Raw genomic sequence first — 9,459 nt, forward strand, 5'->3', positions numbered from 1 at the left:
TTTTCTTATCCGTGTGCTGTTTATCCGTGTGCTGTTCGGTCAAGAGCGTTCTACACGCTCACAAGGGTGAAGGCCGGAGGTTCCCCCAACCCAAAAGTAATAAGGGTACTCCTGAATTGGGGGAGAGACTAACCGGCTAGATGCTTAGGAAGCGGAGGAAGAGGCGCTCGCGGAGGTGGAGGAAGTGGCACCAACCCACTTTGCCTTAATCTTGTCGAGTTCGCCGTTTTCCTTGAGCTTGGCGATGGTGGCGTTTGCCTTGGTCAGCAGTGCCTTGTTGTTGGAGGAAACTGCTGCGGCAATCTGCTCGGTGTTCTCGGAATCCTGGTAGGCAATCTTGAAGGAGTCCGGGTCGTTGGTCAGCGCCTCGGACACCACGGAGAGGTTCGCTGCGACTGCCTTGACCTGACCGGTCTTCAGGGCGGAGAACATGAGGGAGGTGTCTTCGTACTGGATGACCTCTGCACCGTTTTCCTTGGCGTAGGTTTCACCGCTGGTTGCCTGCTGCGCACCAACGCTCACGCCCTTCAGGTCTGCGGCGGAGGTGATGGAGGAACCCTTGGGGACCAGGATTGCCAGGTTGTCGTCGAAGTAGACGGTGGTGAATTCCATCTTGCTCTTACGTTCATCGGTCACGCCGATACCCGCCAGGGCGATATCGCACTGACCGGTGGCAAGACCGGTACCGGAGTCCAGACCCTCGAAGCTGATGGAGGTCAGCTGAGCCTTCACGCCCAGGTCGGAGGCGATAGCGTTGGCGATGTCTGCGTCCAGGCCGACGATGGTGCCGTTTTCTTCGTATTCGAAGGGCTTGTAGGGGGTGTTGGTGCAGACGCTGAGGGTGCCGGACTTGACGAGGCTGACCTCGCCGTTAGGGTCGGTGTTCTCGTTGGCGGTGGAGACGCAGCCGGTCAGTGCCAGGGGTAGTACTGCCAGCAGTGCGAGGGGCTTGAGGGATGCCTTCTTGAGGGATGCGGTGTTCATTGGGATGCTCCTGTGTGGGGTGTGCTCTATGAAATCTACGGTCTATTGTGCGCCCCTATGTTAAAAAATGCAAGAAGATACATAAATATTCATAAATTTTTGCTGAATATGAATAAAACCCACCCCAAAAATTGAATAAAACACCGGATTGGCGGCTCGAAAACAACTCCAGAACGCACCTTAGCGCACCGTGCGACACTACTACGGTTTACCCAACTATCGAATCTAGTAACCTCCATGCCACAATTGAGAGCGTGAACGCAGAGAAGAACACCCGCGCAACCCGCGCAACCCTAGACAAGAAAACCAGCGACATCGCCGCCATGTTCGATACCGTAGCCGAACGCTACGACCTCATGAACGGCATCCTCTCCCTCGGCCAGCACATCTACTGGCGCAAGCAGGCAGTCGCAGCCGTAGACGCGCACCCCGGTCAGAAAGTGCTGGACGTAGCCGCAGGTACCGGCGTCTCCTCCGAACCCTTCGCCGACGCCGGTGTAGACGTTATCGCAGCAGACCTCTCCGAAGGCATGCTGGACGTGGGCCGCCGCCGTCGCCCCGACATGACCTTCGTGCAGGCAGACGTCACCGCCCTACCCTTCGAGGACGAAACCTTCGACGCAGTGACCATGTCCTACGGTCTGCGCAACGTCGCCAACTACCCCAAGGCACTGAGCGAAATCTACCGCGTACTCAAGCCCGGCGGACGCATCGTCATCCTCGAGTTCTCCACCCCGACCTTCGCCCCCTTTGGCGCGGTCTACAAGAACTACATCATGAAGGCGATCCCGCCGATTGCCCGCGCAATCTCCTCCAACCCTGAATCCTACGAATACCTCGCCGAGTCCATCATCACCTGGCCCAACCAGCAGGAACTGGCGCAGAAGTTCAAGGAGGCGGGCTTCACCTCCGTGCAGTACCGCAACCTCACCGGCGGCATCGTCGCCATTCACCGCGGTTTCAAGCCCGAAGCACACAACGCATAGACACCGCGTTCACACACCACCGAAGACACCAATACCAAGAAGATAGAAGACACCGTGAGCAACGCAGAGCAGCCCATTGCCGCAACCGACCTGCTGGGAGACCTCGACCTGAAGCTTCCCGCAGGCTTCGAACTCATCGCCGCAGACCCCAAGCTGGGTCCGCAGATTCTTTCCTCCCTCGCACGTATTGAGGAGCGCCTGGCCGAGGCAATCGCCCAGACTGACCACCTGGCGGACGTAGCATCCCGTCACCTGCTCTCCGCGGGCGGCAAGCGCGTGCGCCCCCTGCTGGCGCTGCTCTGCGCAGCCGTAGACGGCGAAATCAACGATGACGTCATCGAAGCTGCCGTGGTCGTTGAGCTGACCCACCTGGCAACCCTCTACCACGACGACGTCATGGACGACGCCCCCAAGCGCCGCGGCGTGGACAGCGCCCAGATGATTTGGGGCAACTCCGTCGCAATTCTGACCGGCGACCTGATCTTCTCCCGCGCATCCCTGCTGGTCTCCGAGCTGGGTACCCGCCCCATGAAGATTCAGTCCCAGACCTTCGAACGTCTGGTGCTCGGTCAGCTCTTTGAGACCACCGGCCCCCGCGAGGGCCAGGACCTGCTCGACCACTACATCGCCGTCATTGAGGGTAAGACCGGCTCCCTGATTGCCGCAGCCGGCGAGTACGGCTCCCTGCTTTCGGGCGCTTCCGAAGACGTTATCTCCATGGTCAAGGCGTACGGCGAGCTGGTCGGCGTGGCATTCCAGCTCGCTGACGACGTGATTGACATTGTGAGCGACGGCAAGACCAGCGGTAAGACCCGCGGCACCGACCTGCGCGAGGGCGTGCCCACCCTGCCGACCATCCTGCTGGACCGCGCGGTAGCCGCCGGCGACGAATCTGCTATTGCTGTTCGCGCCCTGCTGGATGCCGACCTCAGCTCCGACGAGGCACTGGAGGCCGCTGTGGAGGCGCTCGCCGCCCACCCGGTCACCCAGGAAGCATGGCAGATCGCCTACGACTGGGCGGACCGCGCGATTGCCGCGATTGCTCCGTTGCCCGAATCCACCGCGAAGGCTGCGCTGGAGTCCTTCGCTCACGCTGTGGTTCACCGCGAAGGCTAAAACCCGTCGTGTAGCGTGTGCCCTGGCGTAAGTGCTGATGCGTCTCATACTTCAAAACCCCCGCTGAATCTGACTGGATTCAGCGGGGGTTTTCTGCATTATGGCTAGTCAGTGCCGGTTTTCAGGGTAGGTATGAGCGGGTGCCCTGTCCCGCATAGTTCCGTATGCTGGGGTCTCCTTGACCGCTATATGCCTTTAAGGTAATCCTTATAGGCATGCCTGAGGTACACATCCACCCCTCAGACCTCTGACGGCTCCCACGCCCAACCCGTGTTGGAGAGCCGTTTACTATTTCTGGACGCGAGCAGAGCCCCACCCACCCCGACGGGTTATTCTCGCACCAACCATCCGCGTCCCCACACATTCGAGGTTTACAACTATGGGAGCATCTACCCCTAAGGCGCCCACGAAGCGCGAAGGCTTCTCTAGCCGTCGCGTCTTTATCTTTGCCGCCATCGGTTCTGCTGTTGGTCTGGGCAATATTTGGCGTTTCCCCTACATCGCATTTGATAACGGCGGCGGCGCCTTCATGATTCCCTACATTGTCGCCCTGCTGACCGCCGGTCTGACCTTCCTGTTCTTTGACTACGCGATCGGTCACCGTGCGCGTGCGTCGTCCCCGCTGGCTTTCCGCCGTCTGAACCGTAAGACTGAGTTCATCGGCTGGTGGCACATGGGTATTAACTTCGTCATCGCTATCTACTACGCCGCTATTGTGGCGTGGGCTCTGCGTTACATGGTTTTCTCTTTCACGAATGAGTGGGGCGATAACCCGAAGGCGTTCTTCCAGGGCGAGTTCTTGAAGGTCGCAAAGGACCCCGGCGTCTCCTTGGACTTCAACATGAACATCCTGATTCCCATGGTTCTGGTGTGGGGCATTCTGCTTGCTGTGATGGCTCTGGGCGTTCAGAAGGGCGTGGGCGCAGCCAACATTATCTTCATCCCGCTGCTGCTGGTCATGTTCGTTGGTTTGGTGATTTACTCGCTGACCCTGCCCGGCGCTGTGGACGGCTTGAACGCTCTGTTCACCCCCAGCTGGGACTCCCTGGCTAACCCGGACGTGTGGGTTGCTGCGTACGGCCAGATTTTCTTCTCGCTGTCCATTGGCTTCGGCATTATGGTCACCTACTCTTCCTACCTGAAGCCTAAGACTGACCTGACCGGTTCCGGTGCTGTGGTTGGTTTCGCAAACTCCGGCTTCGAGCTGCTGGCGGGTATCGGTGTGTTCTCGGCTCTGGGCTTCATGGCTCAGGCTGCTGGCACTCAGGTGAGCGAGGTTGCGACCAGCGGTATTGGTCTGGCGTTCATCGCGTTCCCGACCATTATTTCGCAGGCTCCCGGTGGCGTGCTGATTGGTATCCTCTTCTTCGGTTCCCTGCTCTTTGCAGGTTTCACCTCCCTCATTTCGATTCTTGAGGTGATTATTGCGGGTGTTCAGGACAAGTTCGCGACTTCGCGTCTTGCCTCCACTGCTCTGGTGATTATTCCGGTTGCCGTGATTTCGCTGCTGCTGATGCCGACCACTACCGGCCTGTACGTGCTCGACATTCTCGATAACTTCGTGAACCTCTTCGGTATTCTGGCTGCCGGCCTGTGCGCCATTATTGTTGTGGCGTACGTGGTGCGTGCACTGCCCGCCCTGGCTGAGCACCTGAATCGCTACTCCTCCATCAAGGTCGGCAAGATTTGGATGGTTCTGCTGGCTGTTGTGACCCCGCTGGTTCTGGGCTACTCCCTGATTCAGAGCGTCATCAAGCTGATTGCAACCCCCTATGAGGGTTACCCGGCGGATATGCTGGCAATCTTCGGTTGGGGCATGAGCGCACTCCTGGTGGTTGGTGCGATTGTTATTTCTCTTCTGCCCTGGTCGAAGAAGTCTCGTGCGGCTGAAGAGCCGCCGGCACCTCCGGTGATTGCCGGTCAGGTGGAGCACGGCCACGTTGATTCGACCATTACCCGTTAGGAGCCCTCATGTCTATCTCCGCAATTGTGATGCTCATTGTGGCAATCCTGATCATTTGGGGTGGTCTGGGTTTGGCTCTGCTGAACCTGCACCGTCACCCGGATCTGGATGCTCTCGATGCTGCTGCTGAGGCTCAGGGTTCTGAGCTTTAGCGTGTGAACGCGACATAAAGTGATGCCCCGCAGTCTTGTAGGCTGCGGGGCATCGCTGTGTTTAGGGGTGCTGGGAAGTTTTGTCTGCCTTTTTACTTGCCCTCGGTCTGCTGGGTCTGTGCCTGCTCCTCGAGAATAATCTGCACGTCCTCGGCCTGTACGTTGTCGGTGCTGACCAGTGGAATCATGCCGGTTTCCGGGTCCGACAGTGCGGAGGGCCGGTAGGAGCGGGAGGCGCGTAGTGCATCCACGGTGAAGATGATGAGCGCGATCCAGATGAGGCTCAGACCCAGCACCTTATCGGGGCTCATCTGCTCGTGCAGAACGGTGATGGCAAGAATGAACTGGATGGTCGGACCCAGGTACTGCACCATACCGATAACCGAGAGCGGCAGTGCCTTGGTTGCCGCGGCGAAGAGCATGAGCGGCACAACGGTGACCACGCCGGTGGAAGCGAGAAGCCAGAAGTGGCCGGCGCCCTCGCTGAGGAGGGTCATCTGCCCCTGCGCGTTGAGCACGAAGAGGGCGGCAATGCCGAAGGGCGCCAGGATCAGCGTTTCGAGGGAGAGCGAGACGATGGGGCTCACCTCGTGAGCGATACGTGCCTTGAGCAGGCCATAAATGCCGAAGGTGAACGCCACACCCAGACCGGTCCAGGGCACCTGACCATAGATGAGGCTCATCATCAGCACGGCAAGGCACGAGATAGCCACAGACACCCACTGCGCGGCGCGCAGGCGCTCCTGCAGGAAAATCACGCCCAACACCACGGAGACCAGTGGGTTAATGAAGTAGCCCAGGGACACGTCAATCGTGTGGCCGGTCGTTGTTGCTACCACGTAGATGAGCCAGTTCGCGCAGATAAGGAACGAAGCAGCCGTCAGTACCAGCATGACGCGGCGGTTCCGCAGAACGCGGCGGAAGTCCGCGGTTGCCCGCACCAGCGGTAGCAGTATGGCGCAGAAAATCAGGGAGAAGACCACTCGCGCCACCACGATTTCGATGGGACCGGCGGGAGCCATGAGCACGAAGTACAGGGGGAGCATGCCCCAAATGAGGTAGGTGCCGATGATGGTGATAAACCCGTTGCTGGTGGCGTGTTTCTGAGTCTCTGACATCGTTTCTTCTTCTAATCTGATTCTTCGGTTACGTTCTTCTAATGCTAATCGTCGAGTCGGCATCTGCGTAGGTAGAGGCCTGAATACCTCCACGAACGCCGCAGGCGCGGTACCACGAGGATACCGCGCCTGAAACGTCGCTGCGTATTCGGTTTAGAGGCCGAAGAAGCGGGAGAAGAAGCCCTTCTTCTTGGGCTGCTCTGCCTCGCGGCGTGCAGTTTCTTCCTGCTCGCGGCGGGCTGCCTCTTCGTGCTCTGCCTGCAGGTCGGGAGCTGCGCCAGCGTTGCGGATGGGCTCCACGTGCTGCTCTTCGTACTCTGCGTGCTCTTCGTAGTGCTCAGCCTCGGCGGGCTGCTCAGCAACAGGCTCAGCTACGACCGGCTCTTCAGCGTACTCGGCGGAAGCCTCAACGGTCTCGTACTCGGGCTGCTCGGCACCGATGGACTCGTCGGTGTAGACGCGAGCCTGCTCGGTTTCCTCTGCCTCGTACTCGCCGGGCAGGGTCTCCACGGTGACCAGGCCGGGCTCTGCGTGCTCTGCCGGTTCCTGATCGAAGGGAGCCTCGTCTGCGGGGTAGAGGTTCTCGGTGCTCTCGACGCCGGGCACCTCGGTCTCTGCGACCGGTGCGTGCTCTGCGATCTCGACAGCGCGCTCAGCCTCAGCCTCGGCACGTGCGGCGGCGCGTTCTGCCGCCTCCTGCTCACGCTGTGCGTTCTGCGCGGCTGCCTCAGCGGCTGCCACGCGCTCAATCTCGGTGCGCAGGGCGGCGAGGGATTCGCGGCGCTGAGCGGCAGCGGCTGCGCACTGCCCCAGAACCTCGGGGCCGACCTGGGGCTCAGCCTGCTCGATGCCGCTGATGCGGCCCTCGTCAAACCACAGGCGCAGAGCGCCGTCGGTTGCGGTCAGCACGGCGGTTGCCTCGGTGTCCCAGGCAATGTGGAAGCCGCGCTGCTGAGCGTAGGAGTCCACCGCCAGAACCTGGTTGTGAATCTCTTCGCTCTGCAGGGTCTTCGCGATGACACGGCCGATACCCTTGTAAGTCGGAGCCTCGAGGGTCAGCTCAGCACCCTCCAGCAGGGTCCATGCACGCACGCCAGCGCCCGCGGGCAGCGGGTAGTGTGCGTACAGGCCGCTAATGGTCTTGGTTGCCAGGGTCAGGCGGCGTGCCAGGGACTCGGAGAGGGGCAGCTCGTCGGTGGTCAGCTCGGTCAGGCCGTCACGCTCACCGGCTTCGCGCGCCTGAATAGCGGCAGAAACCACGGAGTCGGGGAAGTAACCCAGCTGCTGCCAGGACCAGATCCAAGTACCGCGGTTCTCAGATTCGGTGCCCAGCAGGTGCGGCTTGAGCGAAAGCGGGGGAGTGGTCTCAAAATCCAGAGACTGGGAGGTGAAATCCACGTTCCACTCGGAAGTACCCACGAGCTCGGCGAGTCGAGCCTGGTACTCGGTGGAGATAAAGATCGATGCGTCGATAAGGTCCTGCAGAGAATTCGTCATGATTCAAGATTATCAACCTTTTAGCGTTCACTATGCCGTGTATCCCCGGTTTTGGGGTGCGCTTTAGGCGTATTGGACGTTAAGAGGGTCGAATGGGCCGTCTAGAGAGGTGCAGGGGAGAGGTAGAGCATATATCTTTCGGCGTAAACTATCTGCGTGGAGTGCCCGTGTTCGTTAGAATCGAAGAGACGGCTTCTTCCGGCACCCTGTAAGCCGACACTACGACCGAACACGGATGCCTCCAGCCGCGCCGTATTCACACTCAAGGATGTATGAACTATGACTGAACCCCGCCTCGCCGAGACGAGTAGCCGCGCCGCGCGCATCCAGGACGCGCTGAACAACATTGGAAGCTGGCTGCTGGATGTCGTTAGTGTTGACCCCGGCTGGAGCGAAATGGTGCTGGACGTCAAGCCTCTAGCCGGTCAGATTTTCGTGCGCGTGCGTGAATTTCGCGATGGTGAAGAGTTCATTGGTACCATCGGCCCGCTCAAGGACGGCTCGCCCATTATTGCTGAGGTCCGCAAGCTGCAGCGTGCCGCCTACGACGGTAACCGCGGCACCTGGTTCACCGCCTCCATCGTGGTGGCGGCTACAGGCTGGCCGAACCCGCAGTTCAGCGTGGGCGCCTCCTATAACCGTGATGATGAGCCCGACAGCTGGAAGAATGAGGGCACCCTGACCGCGACCGACGTGCGTGAGCACCTGGCTGAGTTCCCGCGTGATGCGTCGCGTATCCCGCAGTGGGCTCGTGAGCGTATGGAGGGTCGTGCCCGCCACTCTGCCGCCGCGGCGCTGTCTTCGAGCGAGCACGAGATTCCGAACCCCTACCTGGTTGCCGCCCTGGAAACCTTCCGTAACGATGTGCAGGAGCGAACCCTCATTAACGTGGTCCGCACGATGCTCGGCGGCGATGTTCTGCTGGATGCGACCGGCTCCCTGCTGATTCCATCCGAGACCGACCCGATGGGCCCCGAATCGGTGCTGACCCACCAGGTCATCCGCATGCCCGAGACCGGTATGCAGGCGCTGTGCGTGTTCTCCTCCTCCGAGCACATCGGCAAGAGCTATGTGCGTCAGGAATCCGAGGGTGACGAGCTGATTCTGCGTGAACCGGCGATGAAGGTTTTCATTGATTTCCTCAACAACGAGGCGCTGGACCTGATCGTGGTTGACCCCGGCACCGACCACGAGTGCTACATTGAGCGCGCTCAGGTGCAGTGGATTGTCACCTCGCCCCGTAATGACGGCGCGAAGATGGCGCTGACCCAGGACAACATGCAGATGCTGCTCGGCTCGCTGGTGTCCCCGGCGTCCGTGCTGCTGGTGGGTGTTGACCCGGCTGACCCGTCCGGTACCTCCTTCGTCTTTGACCCGGATGAGAACGGCAACCCGCAGAGCCTGCTGGTGTTCACCTCGCCCATTGAGATTGCGGCACTGGATCCGCATATTGAGGTGCGTTCGGCGAACGCCCTGGATATTCTGCGTTACGCCCTGGATATTGGCGCCCCGAGCGTGAAGGTGAACGCGATTAACCCCTCCACGGTGCTGACTGCGGCGCAGATCCGCGAGCTGCTGGAGATTGTGGACTCGCAGCCCCGCATGGGTGCCTAAGCTCCTGCATTAGCTCCTGACATTGAATA

General features: G+C 60.2%; 8 protein-coding genes. 5 read left to right on the forward strand and 3 right to left on the reverse strand.

Going from position 1 to position 9,459, the window contains the following annotated elements; genetic code table 11:
* Nucleotides 1-144: 144 nt before the first annotated feature.
* Nucleotides 145-984 carry an ABC transporter substrate-binding protein gene (locus AB8C10_RS04695; protein ID WP_314130276.1) on the reverse strand — a complete coding sequence of 280 codons (840 nt, stop codon included), beginning with the start codon at nucleotides 982-984 and terminating at the stop codon, nucleotides 145-147.
* Between the two features lie 254 nt (nucleotides 985-1,238).
* Here AB8C10_RS04695 and AB8C10_RS04700 point away from each other — a divergent pair, with 254 nt between their 5' ends.
* The 4 genes from AB8C10_RS04700 to AB8C10_RS04715 all read left to right on the forward strand — a co-directional run bounded on the left by AB8C10_RS04700 (nucleotide 1,239) and on the right by AB8C10_RS04715 (nucleotide 5,201).
* A complete protein-coding gene (locus tag AB8C10_RS04700) occupies nucleotides 1,239-1,970 on the forward strand; it encodes a demethylmenaquinone methyltransferase (protein ID WP_314841867.1) in 732 nt (243 codons plus the stop codon).
* Between the two features lie 54 nt (nucleotides 1,971-2,024).
* Nucleotides 2,025-3,086, forward strand: a complete 1,062-nt coding sequence (locus AB8C10_RS04705; RefSeq protein WP_294646042.1) for a polyprenyl synthetase family protein — start codon at nucleotides 2,025-2,027, stop codon at nucleotides 3,084-3,086.
* A 379-nt stretch (nucleotides 3,087-3,465) separates the two neighbouring features.
* Nucleotides 3,466-5,049, forward strand: coding sequence for a sodium-dependent transporter (locus AB8C10_RS04710; protein WP_368867008.1), 1,584 nt, complete (start codon nucleotides 3,466-3,468; stop codon nucleotides 5,047-5,049).
* Between the two features lie 8 nt (nucleotides 5,050-5,057).
* Entirely contained in the window at nucleotides 5,058-5,201 is a 144-nt protein-coding gene (locus AB8C10_RS04715) for a methionine/alanine import family NSS transporter small subunit (protein WP_005508316.1), read from the forward strand.
* Nucleotides 5,202-5,293: 92 nt separating this feature from the next.
* On the opposite strand, the gene rarD is transcribed toward AB8C10_RS04715, so the two are convergent.
* Together rarD and AB8C10_RS04725 are read right to left on the reverse strand one after the other, a co-directional pair.
* Nucleotides 5,294-6,319 carry an EamA family transporter RarD gene (rarD, locus tag AB8C10_RS04720; protein ID WP_368867009.1) on the reverse strand — a complete coding sequence of 342 codons (1,026 nt, stop codon included), beginning with the start codon at nucleotides 6,317-6,319 and terminating at the stop codon, nucleotides 5,294-5,296.
* 153 nt (nucleotides 6,320-6,472) lie between these two features.
* Nucleotides 6,473-7,816: a DUF6882 domain-containing protein gene (locus tag AB8C10_RS04725; protein ID WP_368867010.1), complete on the reverse strand. Its 1,344-nt coding sequence runs from the start codon at nucleotides 7,814-7,816 to the stop codon at nucleotides 6,473-6,475.
* A 279-nt stretch (nucleotides 7,817-8,095) separates the two neighbouring features.
* Here AB8C10_RS04725 and AB8C10_RS04730 point away from each other — a divergent pair, with 279 nt between their 5' ends.
* Nucleotides 8,096-9,430, forward strand: coding sequence for an SseB family protein (locus AB8C10_RS04730; RefSeq protein WP_368867011.1), 1,335 nt, complete (start codon nucleotides 8,096-8,098; stop codon nucleotides 9,428-9,430).
* The last annotated feature ends 29 nt before the right edge of the window (nucleotides 9,431-9,459 follow it).

The organism is Rothia mucilaginosa (assembly GCF_964210535.1).
Lineage (GTDB): Bacteria > Actinomycetota > Actinomycetes > Actinomycetales > Micrococcaceae > Rothia > Rothia mucilaginosa_F.

Excerpts from the sequence above, each read along its gene's own strand:
- AB8C10_RS04695 (WP_314130276.1), bottom strand. The coding sequence starts at position 984 with ATGAACACCGCATCCCTCAAGAAGGCATCCCTCAAGCCCCTCGCACTG.
- AB8C10_RS04710 (WP_368867008.1), top strand. The coding sequence starts at position 3,466 with ATGGGAGCATCTACCCCTAAGGCGCCCACGAAGCGCGAAGGCTTCTCT.
- AB8C10_RS04715 (WP_005508316.1), top strand. The coding sequence starts at position 5,058 with ATGTCTATCTCCGCAATTGTGATGCTCATTGTGGCAATCCTGATCATT.
- rarD (WP_368867009.1), bottom strand. The coding sequence starts at position 6,319 with ATGTCAGAGACTCAGAAACACGCCACCAGCAACGGGTTTATCACCATC.
- AB8C10_RS04725 (WP_368867010.1), bottom strand. The coding sequence starts at position 7,816 with ATGACGAATTCTCTGCAGGACCTTATCGACGCATCGATCTTTATCTCC.
- AB8C10_RS04730 (WP_368867011.1), top strand. The coding sequence starts at position 8,096 with ATGACTGAACCCCGCCTCGCCGAGACGAGTAGCCGCGCCGCGCGCATC.